Source organism: Oceanobacillus longus, from assembly GCF_042650085.1.
GTDB classification, from domain to species: Bacteria; Bacillota; Bacilli; order Bacillales; family Amphibacillaceae; genus Oceanobacillus; species Oceanobacillus longus.
Window position 1 is genome coordinate 123,357 of record NZ_JBHSAO010000007.1, and the last position, 17,669, is coordinate 141,025.

General features: G+C 38.0%; 17 protein-coding genes. 9 read left to right on the top strand and 8 right to left on the bottom strand.

Features of this window, described 5'->3' with window-relative positions; all coding sequences use genetic code 11:
• Nucleotides 1–24 precede the first annotated feature (24 nt).
• Nucleotides 25–1,227 (top strand): S1C family serine protease, encoded by a 1,203-nt coding sequence (locus ACFOUV_RS10470; protein ID WP_379496713.1) that lies wholly within the window; start codon nt 25–27, stop codon nt 1,225–1,227.
• Between the two features lie 320 nt (nt 1,228–1,547).
• Here the strand turns inward: ACFOUV_RS10470 and ACFOUV_RS10475 are convergent, their stop codons facing one another.
• Nucleotides 1,548–1,916 carry a DoxX family protein gene (locus ACFOUV_RS10475; protein ID WP_379496748.1) on the bottom strand — a complete coding sequence of 123 codons (369 nt, stop codon included), beginning with the start codon at nt 1,914–1,916 and terminating at the stop codon, nt 1,548–1,550.
• A 174-nt stretch (nt 1,917–2,090) separates the two neighbouring features.
• Here ACFOUV_RS10475 and ACFOUV_RS10480 point away from each other — a divergent pair, with 174 nt between their 5' ends.
• From ACFOUV_RS10480 to ACFOUV_RS10490, 3 genes are all read left to right on the top strand, one after another.
• Nucleotides 2,091–3,806 (top strand): ABC transporter ATP-binding protein, encoded by a 1,716-nt coding sequence (locus tag ACFOUV_RS10480; RefSeq protein WP_379496714.1) that lies wholly within the window; start codon nt 2,091–2,093, stop codon nt 3,804–3,806.
• A 68-nt stretch (nt 3,807–3,874) separates the two neighbouring features.
• Nucleotides 3,875–4,636, top strand: a complete 762-nt coding sequence (gene aroD, locus ACFOUV_RS10485; RefSeq protein ID WP_379496749.1) for a type I 3-dehydroquinate dehydratase — start codon at nt 3,875–3,877, stop codon at nt 4,634–4,636.
• Nucleotides 4,637–4,940: 304 nt separating this feature from the next.
• Entirely contained in the window at nt 4,941–5,279 is a 339-nt protein-coding gene (locus tag ACFOUV_RS10490; protein ID WP_379496715.1) for a YqzG/YhdC family protein, read from the top strand.
• A 23-nt stretch (nt 5,280–5,302) separates the two neighbouring features.
• Here ACFOUV_RS10490 and ACFOUV_RS10495 read toward each other — a convergent pair whose 3' ends face one another.
• Complete coding sequence (locus ACFOUV_RS10495; protein ID WP_379496716.1) at nt 5,303–5,848, bottom strand: GNAT family N-acetyltransferase; 546 nt, start codon at nt 5,846–5,848, stop codon at nt 5,303–5,305.
• Between the two features lie 257 nt (nt 5,849–6,105).
• Here ACFOUV_RS10495 and ACFOUV_RS10500 point away from each other — a divergent pair, with 257 nt between their 5' ends.
• A complete protein-coding gene (locus ACFOUV_RS10500) occupies nt 6,106–7,275 on the top strand; it encodes a TraB/GumN family protein (protein ID WP_379496717.1) in 1,170 nt (389 codons plus the stop codon).
• A gap of 289 nt (nt 7,276–7,564) precedes the next feature.
• Here the strand turns inward: ACFOUV_RS10500 and ACFOUV_RS10505 are convergent, their stop codons facing one another.
• On the bottom strand, nt 7,565–7,714 hold the full coding sequence (locus ACFOUV_RS10505; protein WP_379496718.1) for an aspartyl-phosphate phosphatase Spo0E family protein: 150 nt from the start codon (nt 7,712–7,714) through the stop codon (nt 7,565–7,567).
• Nucleotides 7,715–7,931: 217 nt separating this feature from the next.
• On the opposite strand from ACFOUV_RS10505, the gene ACFOUV_RS10510 reads away from it, so the two are divergent.
• The 4 genes from ACFOUV_RS10510 (at nt 7,932) to ACFOUV_RS10525 (ending at nt 12,140) form a co-directional block, all read left to right on the top strand.
• A complete protein-coding gene (locus ACFOUV_RS10510; RefSeq protein WP_379496719.1) occupies nt 7,932–9,152 on the top strand; it encodes a hemolysin family protein in 1,221 nt (406 codons plus the stop codon).
• A gap of 69 nt (nt 9,153–9,221) precedes the next feature.
• Nucleotides 9,222–9,701, top strand: coding sequence for a 23S rRNA (pseudouridine(1915)-N(3))-methyltransferase RlmH (gene rlmH / locus ACFOUV_RS10515; protein ID WP_379496720.1), 480 nt, complete (start codon nt 9,222–9,224; stop codon nt 9,699–9,701).
• 63 nt (nt 9,702–9,764) lie between these two features.
• Entirely contained in the window at nt 9,765–10,307 is a 543-nt protein-coding gene (locus ACFOUV_RS10520) for a histidine phosphatase family protein (protein WP_379496721.1), read from the top strand.
• Nucleotides 10,308–10,955: 648 nt separating this feature from the next.
• Complete coding sequence (locus ACFOUV_RS10525; protein ID WP_379496722.1) at nt 10,956–12,140, top strand: MFS transporter; 1,185 nt, start codon at nt 10,956–10,958, stop codon at nt 12,138–12,140.
• 353 nt (nt 12,141–12,493) lie between these two features.
• On the opposite strand, the gene ACFOUV_RS10530 is transcribed toward ACFOUV_RS10525, so the two are convergent.
• The 5 genes from ACFOUV_RS10530 to ACFOUV_RS10550 are packed head-to-tail and all read right to left on the bottom strand — an operon-like array spanning nt 12,494 to nt 17,483.
• Complete coding sequence (locus ACFOUV_RS10530) at nt 12,494–13,549, bottom strand: YkvI family membrane protein (protein ID WP_379496723.1); 1,056 nt, start codon at nt 13,547–13,549, stop codon at nt 12,494–12,496.
• Between the two features lie 13 nt (nt 13,550–13,562).
• Nucleotides 13,563–14,669: an o-succinylbenzoate synthase gene (gene menC / locus ACFOUV_RS10535; RefSeq protein ID WP_379496724.1), complete on the bottom strand. Its 1,107-nt coding sequence runs from the start codon at nt 14,667–14,669 to the stop codon at nt 13,563–13,565.
• On the bottom strand, nt 14,669–15,481 hold the full coding sequence (locus tag ACFOUV_RS10540) for a GNAT family N-acetyltransferase (RefSeq protein ID WP_379496725.1): 813 nt from the start codon (nt 15,479–15,481) through the stop codon (nt 14,669–14,671). Before ACFOUV_RS10540 ends, menC begins: the two co-directional genes overlap by 1 nt.
• The gene (locus tag ACFOUV_RS10545) at nt 15,478–16,629 is read right to left on the bottom strand and encodes an amidohydrolase (protein WP_379496726.1); all 1,152 of its coding nucleotides are present in this window, start codon (nt 16,627–16,629) and stop codon (nt 15,478–15,480) included. Before ACFOUV_RS10545 ends, ACFOUV_RS10540 begins: the two co-directional genes overlap by 4 nt.
• Nucleotides 16,620–17,483 carry a MurR/RpiR family transcriptional regulator gene (locus tag ACFOUV_RS10550; protein WP_379496727.1) on the bottom strand — a complete coding sequence of 288 codons (864 nt, stop codon included), beginning with the start codon at nt 17,481–17,483 and terminating at the stop codon, nt 16,620–16,622. The genes ACFOUV_RS10545 and ACFOUV_RS10550 overlap by 10 nt, the downstream gene beginning before the upstream one ends.
• Between the last annotated feature and the right edge of the window lie 186 nt (nt 17,484–17,669).

Sequence of the window (17,669 nt, forward strand, 5' to 3'; positions counted from 1 at the left end):
TCATATAGCAAGGAGATCTAAAACATGGGATACTATGATCAGAACTACAGGAGGCCACATAAGCGAAGAGGAAGATGGTTGATACCTTTAATCATGGGAATTGTAATAGGTGGCTTGTTGGTATTCATTGTTATGCCGGAATTATTTCGTACGGACCGGGATACAGCTTCTTTAGACGATAACGGTACGGAGGAAGAGGCCAATACGAATGATGATGGGTCTATGAATCAAGTGTTAGAAGTTGATGTTACAACACAGCTAACGGAGATCATTGAAGAAGTAACACCATCAGTTGTCGGGATTACAAATATTCAGCAGCGAAACGACTTTTGGGAACAACAGGATGGTGTGGAAGCGGGTACAGGTTCAGGTGTTATTTATAAAAATGAAAATGGAACTGCATTTGTTGTAACCAACCACCACGTAATAGTAGGAGCAGACACGGTAGAGGTGGTCTTATCCAATGATACCCATATCGAAGCAGAAATTGTGGGAAGTGATTTGTTTTCAGATTTGGCAGTATTGCGGATGGATGGGTCTCAAGTAGACAAGATTATCGAAGTTGGCTCCTCAGCTAATATTAAAGTAGGTGAACCTGCAATTGCGATTGGTAATCCACTTGGACTTTACCTTTCAAGTACGGTAACCCAGGGAGTTATCAGTGGTACAGAAAGGACGATCCCACAGGATTTTAATCAGGATGGACGTTCTGATTGGCAGGCAGAAGTTATACAGACGGATGCAGCAATTAACCCAGGTAATAGTGGTGGTGCACTCATTAATATATACGGCCAGCTGGTTGGTATCAATTCCATGAAAATCAATCAGGAAGCAGTAGAAGGAATAGGGTTTGCAATCCCAATTGATTCCGCTATCCCAATCATTGAAGAACTGGAGGCAACAGGAGAGGTCATACGTCCGTATTTAGGTGTCGAGATTTATTCACTGGATGAAGTTCCACACACGGAGTGGAGAAGTACATTAAATCTACCTTCAGAAGTAGAAGGTGGCGTCTATGTCTGGAATATTGAACCTTTGTCTCCGGCTGATACAGCTGGTATAGAGCGATTGGATGTTATTACCGAACTGGACGGAGAGAAAGTAATGAATATGATTGATCTTAGAAAAATATTGTACCAAGAAAAGAATATCGGTGATGATGTAGAAATTACGTATTACCGGAATGGTGAAAAAAGTACTACAACGATAACGCTTGGCACACAGTAAAGACAAGCTCCTATTATAACGGGAGCTTGTTTAATGTTAATTTTTGTACTGATTATCCACAGATTTTAAAAGTTATGCACAAACGGTGGATAATTATTTATAGGGAATCAACATATAGTATAGAAAAAATATTCCATAACAAAATAGCTACGAACACTTGTGCATATGTGCATAACTTTGTGGATAACTACCGTTATTTAAGGTAATTTAGGTGTTATGCCCCCATTATCCACAGAAAAAAAGTATATCTTGTGAATTAGTAATTTATAAAAAATACTGTCCGTGGATAATAAAACATAAACGGAAACGAGCTTCTAAACTTAATTGATTTTATAGCCTTTAACTTGTTGCCAAATGAGTAGCAGTAGAATAAGCATGACAATATCCAATCGAGCATTCATTGCGAAGGTGAGTAAGCCATCTGTCCACAATACAGGGATTTTAGTAAAATAGAGGGCACCGAGCATAATAAGAATAAGTGGTGGAACAGCTAATTTCATATACATTCTTCCTACAATCAACATTCCGCAGGCAAGCTCCGTAATTGCCACTAAAAATAAAGTCAACTCTGGAAAGGGTAGACCAATACTCATGAAAAAACCTTTAAAATCTCCATTAATTAATTTCATAATACTAGAAACAATAAATACATAGCCAATGCAATAGCAAATCCATGTTGTTATGTGCATTCCTTTCAAATGATTACCTCCCTGATTTATCCTTCCTATAACCTATGCCTACAAGTGGACAATCTTTCTTATTAAGGAAAATTTCCCTTAAAAGATTTGGTGGTTCATCTAATTGCCAACTAGACTAATTATCTCTATAATTTTCTTTAGACTAAAATAAAGGAAGTGCGATTATTGATTCGGAGATTTTTTTCTTATTACAAGCCGCATAAGCGGTTATTTATTATTGATTTTACTGCAGCATTGATTGTTGCATTGCTTGAACTTGCATTCCCACTCGCTGTTCAATGGATTATAGATGGACTTCTCCCAGGAAAAGACTGGAATCTCATCGTAACGGTTGCAATATTGTTGTTATTCGTTTATATACTGAGCACCTATTTACAGTATGTGGTTACTTATATTGGACATAAGCTTGGAGTCAACATAGAGACAGATATGCGTAAAGACTTATTTGACCATGTTCAAAAGCAATCGTTCCGGTTTTTTGATAATACGAAAACAGGTCATATTATGAGCCGCATTACAAACGACCTGTTTGATTTGGGTGAACTTGCACATCATGGGCCGGAGGATTTCTTTATTTCCATCATGACATTTATTGGAGCATTTTTAATTATGTTCACGATAAATCCGACATTAGCTTTAATCATTTTAATTGCCGTCCCTATTCTTATTTTACTAATCACGTTTGGCAATATCAGAATGAATAGATCGTGGAAGCATATGTATGAAAATATTGCCGGGGTAAATGCCCGTGTGGAAGATGCGGTATCAGGTGTAAGAGTTGTACAATCATTTACAAATGAAGCATTTGAGATGGAACGATTCTCTACGGATAACAAGCGTTTTCGAAAGGCGAAGATAGGTGCATATAAAGTGATGGCAGTAGTCCATTCTAATATCTATCTACTCATGCGCTTAATTACTTTACTTGTACTTGTAATCGGATCATGGCTGACTGTTAATGGGCGAATGTCCCATGGTGAACTTGTAAGTTTTATATTATTTGTAAATGTATTGACGAATCCGATAAACAAGATTACTGCTCTCCTAGAAATGTATCCAAAAGGAATGGCTGGATTTAAGCGATTCACAGAATTAATGGATGTAAGTCCAGATATTCAAGACCGAAAAGATGCTTTGGACATGAAGAATGTATTGGGCGATATTACTTTTACCAATGTTACATTCGGTTATGAGACATCACACGCCCCTGTTCTAAATGCGATTGATTTTGATATTCATGCAGGTGAAACAGTGGCTTTTGTCGGACCATCGGGTGCTGGGAAAACGACGATATCTTCGTTGATTCCCCGCTTTTATGATGTGGATGCTGGAAGTATCAAAATTGACGGAATTGACATTCGTGATATTAAGAAGGAGTCCCTTCGCAGTCATATCGGCGTCGTCCAACAGGATGTATTCTTATTCACTGGAACGTTACGTGAAAATATTGCCTACGGTAAACTTAATGCTACCAATGAAGCGATTGAATTGGCAGCACGCCAGGCCCACATGGAAGAGTTTATTAAAGAATTACCTGAAGGATATGACACCCAAGTAGGTGAACGTGGGTTGAAATTATCAGGAGGTCAGAAGCAGCGTATTGCGATTGCACGTATGTTTTTAAAAAACCCGCCAATCCTTATTTTGGATGAAGCAACTTCTGCTCTGGATACGGAAACAGAGATGATTATTCAAGAAGCATTGAATGAACTTGCGAAAGATCGTACGACACTTGTTATTGCCCATCGTCTTGCAACCATTAAAAATGCAGATCGAATCATGGTTGTCACAAAGAATGGAATTGAAGAAGAAGGTAGTCATAAAGAATTACTTGAACGTAATGGTATCTTTGCTCAATTGCATAATGTGCAGATGAGTTAGTTAACTTGGAACATCTTTTAACGAGTGAATAAGAAAGCACCCATACCCAGTAAGGAGTCGAAAAGATGATTAATACAGTGAAGGTTAAAGATGTCGTAATTGGTGAGGGCATTCCAAAAATTTGTGTTCCTATAGTCGGTACAACCATTGAGGAATTAAAAGAGGAAGCAATACATCTCAAATCTGTGGAATTTGATATTTTAGAATGGCGTGTAGATTTTTTTGAAGCGGTAGAAGATATTGAAAAAGTAAAAGAAGCACTGTACGAAGTTCGCCTTGCATTACCCGATACGCCACTTATATTTACATTCCGCAGTGCTAAAGAAGGTGGAGAAACAGAAGTAAGCACCGCCTATTATGTGGAATTAAATCGTACTATTGCTGAAACAAGAGAAGTCGATATTATAGATGTCGAATTATTTAAAGATAAGAAAGATGTACAAAATTTAATTGAAACAGCACATCATAATCATGTTTTTGTTATCATTTCAAATCATGATTTTCAAAAAACACCGGCAAAAAATGAGATTATCTCCAGATTACAAAGGGCACAGGAACTGGGTGGAGATCTACCAAAGATTGCTGTTATGCCTACAAGTACAGTTGATGTTCTAACATTACTGGATGCAACAAGAATTATGATGGAAGAATATGCAGATCGTCCAATTATAACGATGTCTATGTCCGGTAAAGGTGTGATTAGTCGTTTAGCCGGTGAAATATTTGGTTCAGCTTTAACTTTTGGTGCCGCTAAAAAGGCTTCTGCTCCTGGTCAAGTAGATGTTGTCGAATTACGCAACACCATGGAACTCTTACACCGCAATTTATAGAAAATATAAGTTAATTATTTTTTTGTCTTTATGATTTTTATATTAAAACAGCAAAGTTATCCCCAATTTCTGTTAGTAACCCTGTTGATATGTTAGAAAATTCAACAAAAACGGAATATTGATCTCTGAAAAATAGAAGATAGGTGGATTCGACAAATTTCATGTAATTTGTCGATATTTCCCGGGAAATGATAAACCTCTCGAAATTAGTTGAGAAGGTTTATCATTTTTGTTGTATCTAAAGTAGTAATAGTTAATAATATCACTCTAAATTACACATCCTATAATAAAGGAGGACGTAAATATGAGGGGCACTTATTTTTTTATCAGTATTGTGTTGATTCTTGCTACATTTTCCAGCACCTTTATACCAATTGGAGGAAATGTACAAGCGGAAGAAGGAATTCCTTCCTATGCAAAGTGGGGACGACTTGCTGTACAGGAAACGAAATCAAAATACCCGAATGCAAAAATTGTTGATTATTTGCACGTTGGGAGAGAAGCAAATGGTAATACCACGGTAGAGAAATTCAAGTTATGGTTGAATGAAGAAAGTAGAGAGTTTGGAGTCTTTATTCATATCGAATTTGATACGGAAACGGATGAAGTTTTAAATATTACTTTTGAAGAAACGGATCAGTAATTAATTTTATTAAATATTACTAACTAAAACCTGTACCATTCACCTGCCAGCATGCCATATATGACATGATCCACATAATGATCATACAACCACTCGGCATGCCTGATTTTCCCTTCTTCGGTAAAACCCAGACGTTCGGGTATGGACCTACTTTTTTTGTTTTCATAGGCGGCCCGAATGTCCACCCGGTTTAGCTCTAACTTTGCAAAGGCATAGTCTGTTAATGCCCTGACCGCATTTGTCATAATACCGTGACCTTGATAATCCGGGGAAAGCCAATACCCGATGTAACCAATTTTGTTTGTCCAGTCTAAATGATTAAAACCAATAAGCCCAACTAATTTCTTTTTAAAAAAAATCCCCGTAGTGAAACCAGTCTTTAATTCAGCAGATCTTAATGTATGATCAATAAAGGCTAGTGTATCTTCTGGCTTGATGGTTGTATCTACCCATGGAAGCCATTCGCGGAGGTAATCACGCGCATAATCTGTTAACTCAAATAGTTCATTGGCATCCTGCAGCTTTAACTGCTTCAGTACGATATTCTCATCCACCTCGTATATAAACATGGAGTATCCCACCCATTCCTGTTCATTTTTACATCTCGTGAAATAATCATACCATATAAATAGTCAGAAAAAATAATGCAATTTTGTCTTTTTATGACCTCTTTTGGAAGTGCATGGATTATAATTACTTTATATTTTTAAATAGTTAAATTTCTATTTTGTGTCATTCTAGTTTATTATGAAGATAGGTTTGTATTAAAATAAGAATACTAACGTGAAGACAGTGACTCAAGTACATAAAAGGAAGGGTCCTAAATATGACCGAAGAGAATATTACCCGATTACAACTTAACAATAAGGAATACATCCTTATTGGAACAGCGCATGTTTCCAAATATAGCGCAGAACAAGTAAAAAAAGTAATAGAGGCAGAGAAGCCTGATTCTGTCTGTATCGAACTTGATGAGCAAAGGTACCAATCTATATCTGAAGGAAATAAATGGAAGGAAACCGATATCTTTGAAGTAATTAAGAATAAAAAAGCAACATTATTGTTAATGAACTTGGCAATTTCCTCTTTTCAAAAGAGAATGGCAAAGCAGTTTGGAATAAATGCAGGACAGGAAATGATTCAGGGGATTGAGTCGGCCAAAGCAACGGGTGCTGAGTTGGTTTTGGCGGATAGAGATATTCAAATTACCTTTTCCCGGATATGGGGGAATATTGGTTTAAAAGGAAAGGCAATGCTGCTGATGCAAGTAATTGGCAGTATCTTCAGCAATGAGAAAATTTCCGAAGAAGAACTGGAAAAAATGAAAGAGCAGGATACCATTAATGCTATGCTTCAGGAGTTTACGGACAATTTTCCAAAATTGAAAACGCCGCTTATTGATGAGCGGGATCAGTTTCTATCACAGAAAATAAAGGATGCTCCTGGCGAAAAAGTTGTAGCAATTCTCGGAGCAGCACACGTCCCTGGGATAACAAAAGAAATTCATAAGGAACATGATTTAAAACGGCTTTCTGAACGCCCTGTCAAATCAAAAGCGCCAAAAATAATTGGATGGACGATTCCAATAGCTATTCTCGCGATTATTGCCTATACATTCTATATGAATCCTTCTGCAGGTCTTCAACAGACAATCAGCTGGGCCCTTTGGAACGGGTCGTTGTCGGCAATCGGAGCAATCATCGCATTGGCTCATCCACTGGCTATTCTAACTGCATTTGTTGTAGCACCAATTACATCGTTAAATCCGTTACTTGCTGCTGGCTGGTTTGCCGGATTTGTACAAGCTTACGTTAAGAAACCGAATGTCGGAGACTTTGAAAGTTTATCGGATGATGTGCATACCGTTAAAGGATTTTGGAGCAATAAGGTTACGCAAATCCTCCTTGTTGTGGTATTTGCAAACTTAGGAAGTTCGTTGGGTACATTAATCGGTGGTTTTGATGTTGTTCGTTTATTCATAGAAAATCTATCATAAATAACAAAAGCGCAAGCGCCCGTTAAGGGACTACGGACTGCGCCCCGTACTGTGGGGTGGTTCAACTTGTTGAACATTCCTACGTAGGAGATAAAGGAAATACGCCGACCGGAGGGAGTCGATGTTGACTTATCGTACGGAGGTGAGGGAAGTCTCGCTATTCCCTGGGCGCTGGAGCTGGACGTGGCCGTTTATGTGTAAGAGTTAATTACTGCTAAAAAGATTTATACTTTCCTATCTTCTAAGAAAAACACTTTCCAATGATGAAAGTGTTTTTCTATATTTTTTCTTATTCGGTTTCTTTCAGTTTGTTTAAATAAAGATCCAATTCTTGAGATATTTTTATAACTTTATCCTGATTCAATTTGCTTTCAGAAGCATCATACATTTTAGACCTTAGTTGTTCAATATGTATTTCTAGTTCTTCCTTCGTATTCAAGTAAATGCACCTGCTTTCAATGATATTTATACATATAGCCGAATCGGAAAATGTTAAAACATAAAATTGTAATAAACTGCAGGAAAAGGCAATAATAGAATGGGGTTAGCTAATGGTAATCCCAATAGTTGCATAATACTTTTTTATTTGGAATAAATACGCTATGATTAACTTAACTACCCATTTTTTGTGTACATATTAGAGGAGGAATTTGCTCGTGATCATTGCGATCATCGTATTATTATTTGTTTCATTTTTCTTTTCTGGAAGTGAAACGGCACTAACAGCAACAAATAAAATGAGGCTGCAATCAAAGGCCAACAACAACGACATAAAGGCTGGAAAGATTTTAGATTTAGTATCAAAACCAGGTGAGTTTATTACTGCAATATTAATTGGTAATAACATTTCCAATATATTGCTGCCAACGCTCGTAACCATGTTGGCAATTGATTACGGCTGGAATGTTGCCATTGCTTCCGCCGTCTTAACAGTGGCAATTATCATATTTGCCGAAGTAATTCCAAAGTCAGTTGCAGCAACATTTCCGGATCGAATTTCATTTCTAGTTTATCCGGTTATAAAGTTTGTTGTGGTTATTTTGAAACCTATTACGATCTTACTTAATGGACTGACAGGAATAATTACCAAAGCACTTTCCAAAGGACAGCCTAACAATGCATCCATCTCCAAGGAAGATTTAAGGGCAATTGTCGATATAGCTGATTCAGAAGGGACATTTAGGGAGGAAGAATCCAACCGTATCAAAGGTGTTCTTGATTTTTATAATATGAATGTGAAAGATGTACTTAAAACACCACGTGTCGAAATCGTTTCACTCCCAAGTACGGCAACATATGAAGAAGTGAGAGACACGGTTCTTCAAAACCCATTTACAAGGTATCCAATCTATGAAGACGATATTGATAATATTGTAGGCGTTTTTCATTCCAAATACCTTATTGCATGGACAGTTGAAGTTGGGAAATCGTTGAAGTATTACAGTGACACAGATCCGTTGACGGTATATGAATTTCATTCCATTGAATATGTCTTCCGCAAAATGACAAAAGAGAAAAAGCATATGGCAATTGTTTTGGATGAATATGGCGGAACAGAAGGTATATTGTCACATGAAGATATTATTGAGGCAATGATTGGTTTGGAAATTGAAGACGAAATGGATGTCGACAGTGACTCCCTCGTCGAAAAACTGACGGATACCGAAATTATCTGTGATGGTAAAATCACACTTCATCGATTAAATTCCATTTTCAACACCGAAATACCTGAAGAAGAAGACGTTCTAGCAGGCTTTCTATTAAAGGAATTTAATGAGTTTCCGGAAGAGGAAGATGTTATTGAGAGGGAAAACCTTACATTTAAAATTCTTGAAGTCGATGGAAGATCGATCAAGCAAGTACAAATAATTAAATAGAGCTCGTTAACTCCCCTCTGTTCCAGGATAGATGGGAGTTTTTACTATGCTACGTAAAGGAAGTGCAGGATGAAAATAACGATTGTTTCAGTCGGGAAACTAAAAGAAAAATATTTAAAACAGGGTATTCAGGAATATATGAAGCGATTGAGTGCATATGCGAAAGTCGAAATCATTGAAGTAGCCGATGAGAAAGCTCCAGAAAATATGAGTGAAGCCCAAATGCAGGAAGTTAAGCGGAAAGAAGGGGAACGGATTCTTTCCAATATCCATGATGATACATATGTCATTACACTTGAGATTAATGGGAAAATGCTGAGCTCAGAGCAACTTGCTGCCAAGATGGACGAGCTTGCCATTTATGGGAAAAGCAAACTTGCCTTTGTAATAGGCGGATCACTTGGAATAAGTGAAGATGTCCAGAAGCGGAGTGATTTGGCGTTGTCCTTTTCTAAGATGACGTTTCCACACCAGGTGATGCGATTGATATTGTTGGAGCAGGTTTATCGAGGGTTTCGGATTAATCGGGGTGAACCGTATCATAAATAGTGGTAAAGCTATAGAATAGATTAGCAGTAAACAAAGACGTTAACATGGAGGGGGAAGATTGACTTGAATAGATCATTATTTGATGCCCTTAGAAGGGGAGGATATATATTCTATGCGAGGCATGGGGAGGCAACCGTTGGAAGGGATTTACCAAATTTGAACTTTCAAAATTGCTTAACCCAAAGAAACCTTTCTGAAAAGGGACGAAGGCAGGCTACTTACTATGGAGAAATTCTTCGCTCTTTACAAATACCTATTCAATTCCCTGTTTCTGCCAGTCCCTTTTGTAGGACAATAGAAACAGCACAGTTAGCATTTGGAAGTGGTAATGTTCAAGTTGATCCTTTTTTGGTTGATATATATAGGTTGAGTGGAGATTTAATTAGTAGTGAGAGACAAGGAATATTGAATAATCTTCTGTTTATGCTGGAAAGAATTCCAGAAGGAGGCAATAAGGTAATTGTTGCTCACAGTTTCCCAGAAGGAGTTGGTTTAGGTCAAATACCTGATATGGGAACAGTTATTATAAGCCCCAAAGGACAAGGAAGCGGTTTTGAAGTGGTAAGTAAACTATCTTTATCAGATTTCAGTTCATTAGGTAGTTAGAAAGAAGTTTGCTTTTCCAGAAAGGCATAGGTGAACCTAAAGGAAAATGTAGATTGGCACAAACAGAATCTAAAACGTATTTTACTGGAAACTAACGGGTTCAGCTTTGAGAGATAAAAATGCTAATAACAGTATAAGTAACGTAACAATTATAAAATCAGTAAGAGATATTACATGCAGAAACATGGACAGAGAAATGGTTGAAGGATGGAGTTAGAGAACATTTTACGTAAAATGTAGATTGTTAATTGAACGAACCCCTCACTTATCGAAGTAGGGGTTTTTTGCTAATCAAGGAAAATTGCAGGTGTTATAATTAGGTGAACAGAGGACTTCTGTTTTCTTAACAATGGACCTCCGACACTCGTTGATATTTCAAATCACTATCATGTTGAAAAGCCTACTATTACGAAGAGGGTTTATCATTTGGAACATCTGCAAATAGTGAAGCAAATTCCTGGTAAATATAAGCGGGAAAAAGTCATTCAGTTAACGGAATCAGGAGAAGAAATTTATAAAGTGTGTAGAAAGAAATAACTGATTTGGGAAATAGGGTGATTTAAGGAATCGATAATAAAGAGCAAATGATTACGTTCCAAACGCTTCCTAAAATATAGAATAACATTATGAAAAGAGAGGGGGACAAAAATGAATAAAACTAAATTGTGGACAAAGGATTTTGTCATTGTATCCAGCGTCAATTTTCTATTGACGTTAGTCTTTTATTTATTAATCGTCATTATCGGTGTATATGCGGTCAATGAATATAATGCTTCCACAAGCCAAGCCGGACTTGTTACAGGTATTTTTATTGTCGGGACTTTAATTGGGCGGCTGTTTATCGGCCGAAGTATTGATACAATCGGTCGGAAAAAAACGCTGTTTATTGGATTAATTTTATTTATCTTGACAACAACTTTATATTTTATCGATTTAGGTATCCAATTCCTGATTATTACTCGTTTTTTACATGGTATTGCACTGGGGGTCGCGAGCACAGCGGCAGGAACGATTGTAGCCGATATTATTCCGAATAGAAGAAAAGGAGAAGGAATCGGCTATTACAGCATGAGTGCGACACTGGCTACCGCGATCGGCCCGTTCATTGGGCTATATATGAGTCAATATACAAGTATTCAACTGATTTTCAGCCTCTGTCTTGCTTTAGGAATCACCAATTTGTTCATCGCATTCTTCGTGCATGTGCCAACATTGGAAGAAACAGCAATAACAACTGAAATAAAAGGATTCAAGCTGTCGCAATTTATTGAGCCTAAGGCAGTTCCGATTTCATTGATCACACTGGCAATAGCTTTCTGTTACTCTAGTGTCTTATCTTATATTAATTTTTATGCGATTGAAATTGACCTGGTCTCTGCAGCGAGTTTCTTCTTTTTAGTATATTCCATAGCTGTATTGATTTCCCGCCCATTCACAGGCCGTTTAATGGATGTGAAAGGGGCAAACTATGTGATGTACCCGGCTTTTATTCTTTTTACAGCCGGAATGCTGCTTTTAGGATCAGCCCACAACAGCATCACATTGTTATTATCGGGTGCTCTTATTGGATTCGGATTCGGCAATATGCAGTCATGTACTCAGGCAGTTGCTGTTAAGTTGACTCCTTCTCATCGTATGGGATTAGCAACGTCGACTTTCTTTATTTTTCTTGACGCAGGGCTAGGATTTGGTCCTTATCTGCTTGGTTTCCTCATTCCATTCATTAGCTATAGTACGCTGTATATCATCTTAGGTTTTGTCGTTTTGGCAACTTCAGGTCTTTTCTTTTTACTGCATGGCAAGAAAGAAAGGGCTGTTATCAATGCTTTTTAGCTCAGGTAATATAGTAAGAAGGGGCCTCTTGCCCTTGGATTTGGTGTTTACCAGATTCAAGATGCAAATGAACTATTGGTATAATAAAAGTTGATATAAAAAGCTGATTTTCCAAATCTGGGGAACGGCTTTTGGAATAGTTACTGTGATATTTTAGGGTTAAAAACAAATGGGGAAATTCTACCCTTGTTCAAAGAAATCAGGTAGAAGCGAACCGAATAGCATTAGGTGAGTTAATCAAAAATGAAGCATTCTTACTTCTATCTGTGTCAGCCTAAATCTCACAATCATCACTAAAAAAGATATGATTCCCATCACAATGTGGGAATCATATCTTTTCATTCCGTTACGATTTACTGATAATTGGCTTTTCCCTTTTTTATCCACGCGATAACAGCTGCGATAATTAACGCAAATCCTAAGTAGCCCATTGTTGAATATACTTCACCAACAAGTGTAGTAAACCCTACAAGACTTAAGACAAAACCAAGTAACCCGATAACAACTACGGCTGGTTTATATAATTTACTATCAGGTGCGATGAACCGTACTGTAAAGGAGTAGAACATACCTACTGCAGTATTATACATCATACCGAGCAGCGCAATCGCCATTAATATGCCGACAGCTGGATGGATCTGGTTTGCGAGTGCTAGTGTTGGCATGTCAGCACCAGCTACCACATCAATTTTCACTAACATCCCAATATGAATTAGGATAATCAGTCCTCCTAGCATGGCGCCACCAAGAATACCACCCATGCCAGCAACTTTACGGTCTTTAACGCCACCACTCATCACAATTAATAATGCGGCACCGGCTGCCAGATTATATGACACATAAAGAAAAGCACCTAGTACCCAGTTGCCTGTAGCAGAAACTTGTTCTTTTGCTAAGGTGTTAGCTTCAGAAAATGATAGGTCCATTGTAAAGATAGAATAGATTAAAATGATAAAAATAATAGTGATTAAATAAGGTGTTATCATTGCAATGATACTAATAATCTTTTTCGTATTTAATAATAGCGTAAGAATGGTGAGTGTTACCATGATGATACTCCCTACTCTGGTATCGATGCCGAACATTTGCTCAAATGTTGACCCAGAGCCTGCAAACATAACAACCGCTACACCAAATAAGAAAAATGTAATTAAAATATCTAATATTGCTCCGATATACCGGCCACCGATATGATAAATAACGCCTTTATGTGATGTTGCTTGTAGGTCTGTTCCTAGCTGGGCAAATGTGTATCCTAAAAAGATGAATAGGATGGTAGCAAGAATTCCTCCAGCCGTTCCCCAAATACCAAAGCTAGTGAAGTATTGCATGACTTCTTGTCCTGAAGCAAACCCAGCTCCAATAATGAGTCCGACAAAGGCACTACCTATTTGAAAACTCTTTTTCATGCTGCCATCCCCCTTATCTGTAATCTTTCTTAGCTACGGTATAAGCTTCGACTGTTTCTCGGTCTACTTCATAACCAATGCCTGTTGTTTGTGGAACATCAATATAACCGTCTGTAGCGACAACTTCAGGAACGATAATATCTTTTTCCCAGTAGCGAGTTGAACCAGCTGTATCACCGGGTAAAATAAAGTTTGATAATGTTGTTAAAGCGACATTATGGGAGCGACCAACACCTGATTCCAGCATGCCACCACACCAAACTGGAATACCATTTGCTTCACAATAATCATGGATTTTCTTCGCTTCAGTTAAGCCTCCGACACGACCAATCTTGATATTAATAATTTTTGTACTTCCTAGCTCAACGGCTTTTCGTGCATCCTCTAGAGAATGAATGCTTTCGTCTAAACAAATCGGCGTTTTTAGTTCCTTTTGCAGCTGTGCATGATCGATAATATCATCCGATGCTAATGGTTGTTCAATCATCGTTAGGTCAAACGCATCTAGCTGTTTTAAGTGGTCAGTGTCTTCTAAGTGATAAGCTGAGTTTGCATCAGCCATAATTGCTACATTTGGGAAATTTTCACGTAATGTGCGCATGACGTCCACGTCCCAGCCTGGCTTGATTTTCACTTTAATGCGCTTGTAGCCTTCCTTCACATAGCCATCTACTAATGCTACTAACTCTTCAATAGACTCTTGAATTCCAATACTGATCCCAACTTCAATTTTGTCCTTCGTTCCACCCAAGGCTTTGGCGAGTGATTGATTTGTTTGTTGTGCATAAATATCCCAAACAGCACCCTCAAGCGTTGATTTTGCCATGTTATTTTTACGAATTGGGGCAAAAAGTTCATTCACTTCATCTGGATGGTTTATTTGTTTATTTAAAATAAGAGGAATTAAAAAATCCTCCAGCATATGCCAGTTCGTTTGCAGTGTTTCTTCGTTATACCATGGTGCGTTAAATGCCACAGATTCACCCCAACCAACGGTACCAGCTTCATCAGTCGCTTCTAGTAATAAAAATTCCTTTATTTTAAACGTTCCAAAGCTTGTTGTGAATGGAGCTTTTAACTTCATTTGTAAATGACGGATTGTAATTTCTGTGATTTTCATTATTGTTTTCCTCCAAGTTCTAATGCATCTTTTTCTACGAAAATGTATTCACCATAAGTTTCATGAGATTTTAAATGAACGGCCACATATCCTGCTTTGAAAAGATTTTGGAATTGCTTGCGTGTTTGTAATCTCCAGTCCATCGCTAGCTCCTGGCTTGCTGCTTTTAATCCTTGAAAATCCTTTGGTACAGCCATGGAATAGGCATCCTCTGTTAGTTCGGTTATCTCGCCAGCAACAAAGATAGGCAATCCTGCATTATTAAATGTTAATGTATTTAAGCTTACTGCGCTTTCACTGGTTGGTAACTGTTTTTCAACTACATGTGGGCTTGTTAAATGCCAATGGATTTCAAAGCGATCGGATGGGAGACCTTTATTGAAACCGTCCTGCATCTGACCATAACAATTTTCAAGATAGGTATCACAAATACCATTCAGTTTGGTTAAATTTAGATAAGCATTACGTGTTTCAAGAGGATCGTATGTCCAATGCATCCTGTCATAACCTTTTTCGATCGCAATTTCACGTTGTTTTTGCTTAAGCATTTCACCGATGCCTTTTGAACGGTAGGCGTCATCAACCCCAAGCATATGGGAGCATAAATAGCTTTTTCCATCATGAAAACCTGCAAATCCGTAACTAAATCCGACTAATTGCTTCCCGTCATAAGCACCAACCATAATTCCGCCATTTTTAACTGCTGTAAGTGTTTGATGTGTTGGAATGGTGTCAATTCCCCAAACTTTCTGTTCCAGACCTTGTATTTGTTCCATTTCGTCCATCGTTTTTAGTTCTCGGCTTTCAATCATGATTCTTCTCTTCCTTCTACTTGTTGTAATGCGAGCAAAAGTGCTTGAGCTATTATTTTTGCCCCAGTTGGTAGGCGTTTTTGATTAAATGTCATTTTTGGGTGGTGGAGTCCTGGTGTAACACCACAGCCAAGGCCAAGCATCGTCGTTTGAAGCTGGGGTTTGGAATAGGTGTAAAAATGGAAATCCTCGCCACCCGGTGTCACTACTTCTGGTGCGCATTTTTCATTACCTACCACGCCGATAATTGCTTGCTTCATAATGTTTTTTGCTGTGTCATCAACCTGAGCTGCAGCAATATGAGCATCTACTTGATAATCAATCGAAATACCGTATAGCGTACCTACAGCTTTCACTACTTTTTCAAAACCATTTGTCAAAGCTTCCATTGTTTCGTTCGTTTGAGCACGGGCATCAATACTAAATGTTGCACTGCCTGGAATGATATTGATCGCCGTACCACCTGCTTGTATTTGCGTCATTTTGATAGAGGCTGACTCTGTGGGACTAATCCAAATTCGCTTGAGCCCATCAATCAGTGCAGCTGCTACTTCAATCGCGTTCACACCCTGTTCAGGCCGGGCTCCATGTGCTTCCATCCCATCTACTTTCCCAGTAAAATGCTTCGCTGCTCCATGGTGTAATGCTGGTGCGTATGTCCCGTCTTGTAATTCGATGAGTGGTCGTACATGGGCCCCGAATAAAAATTGAAGGGAATCCACTACACCTTTTTCTACAAGCAATTTTGCTCCTTGTGCCTTTTCTTCCGCTGGTTGGAAAATGATGCGAATTGCTCCTGGTAGTGTAGCCTCTAATTCTTTCAATAAAAGAATGGCGCCAAGTGCAACTGTCATATGGCCATCATGCCCACAGGAATGATTTGCTCGGAATGTTCCATCAACTTCTTGCCAAAGGGCATCAATATCGGTTCTGAATCCAACTTTAGGAGTACCTTTTCCAATGTCTACATACAATCCGGTCATATTTTCAAAGGTTTGGGGTTGAAAGCCTTCTTCTTGGAGGAGCTTAACAAGATACGCAGTTGTTTCTACTTCCTTCCAGCTTTCTTCAGGATTCTGATGCAAATGCTCAAAAATTGGTTGTAATCGTTCTGCTAATTGTTGTTCTGTCAATTTTTTCAACTCCATTTTTCTGCAATAAAACTATTATTAAAATCATCGTAATTCACGCGTTGCTTGTTGTAATAGTTTGGATTAACTGCCATTATTCCCGTTACTAATAAATTGAGAAAGGAAATAAGTGCTGGCATTAGATCAATCGTTGATGTCTCTGTTTGTTCTAATATAAAAGCATAGGAACAATGCTCTTGAATCGGTGCTAGTTTGGAATCTGTAATCGCGAGCACGGGTATACCTCGTTCATGAAGTAATTCAGCTATTTGAATGGGTTCTTTGTAGTAACGATGTTGGGATATAACGATGACGATAGATTCTTCATCTATTTCCCGCAGTGTCCGAATTAATTCTGGTGTTTCTGTTTGAATAAACGAAACGTTTGGCCGAAGTATATTCAACGTAAAATGGAGCCACTGGGCAGGAAACTGCGATGCACCCGCTCCAATAATATAGATGCTTTTTGCTTCGTGTAATTTATATGTTGCCTCATAAAATAATTTCCTATCAATTTGTTCAGCAATTCTGTTAATTTTGGAAATGTCTTCCCCCATTGCCTTTTCAATCAGACTTTGGTCATTGAAAAGTTCTTTTTTAGAAGAAAGGTAATTACCAAGCGTACTGGTTTGATTAAATACAAAAAGAGTAATCTCTTTTTGTAGCTGTGCAAAGCCCTTGAGTCCAAGCGTGTAACAGAAGCGGATAACCGTTGTTTCACTTGTACCAGCCTTCTCTCCAACTTCAGCTGCAGCATGCGTCCCCACAAATGTCGGATTATTTAAAACGAAACTTGCTACTTTTTGTTGCTTCTTTGATAGTGCATTAAAATGCATTTCAATCCTGTCTTTAATTGTTTGCGTATCCTCCAAAAGAAGTCTCTCCTTTAATTTGTTTAAAAAGAAGTTTAAACTTTTTAATACCTTATCATAAATCAAATAGGAGAACAAGCAATTTTCAGAAAAAAAGGTGAACGGTACATGATTGCCCCGATGACAGTGAAGGAAATGGCGTCTTATGAAAGTAAAAAAGGATGCCTTCATATAGAAGGCATCCTT